This is a genomic window from Sulfitobacter sp. CW3 (assembly GCF_019392245.1).
Classification (GTDB): Bacteria; Pseudomonadota; Alphaproteobacteria; order Rhodobacterales; family Rhodobacteraceae; genus Sulfitobacter.
Genome location: NZ_JAHXRL010000415.1, coordinates 1 through 252, shown reverse-complemented (window position 1 = coordinate 252; position 252 = coordinate 1). Strand labels below are relative to the sequence as shown.

Below are 252 nucleotides of genomic sequence, written 5' to 3'. Positions count from 1 at the left end.
CAAGCATGAGCGCAGCGCAAGAACGCGTGGGCCTGATCGGCATCGGCAGCATGGGTTGGCCGATGGTGGCGCGGCTGGTGCAGGCCGGCTTCGCGGTGACGGTGTTCGACGCCGTGCCGGGGCAAGCCGACAAGTTCGCGCGGGAAGTGGCGGCCAGGCAGCCGCCACCTGCGCGGCGCTGGCCGCGCAAAGCGACATCATCGTCACCATGCTGCCCACCAGCGGCATCGTTGAACAAGTGCTGAGCGGCGC

Annotated in this window: 1 protein-coding gene; it reads left to right on the top strand. The window is 69.4% G+C overall.

From position 1 onward, the window contains the following. Positions 1-245, top strand: a 245-nt coding sequence (locus KZZ06_RS21630; RefSeq protein WP_257884540.1) for an NAD(P)-binding domain-containing protein, incomplete at its 5' end; no start/stop codon positions are given. Between the last annotated feature and the right edge of the window lie 7 nt (positions 246-252).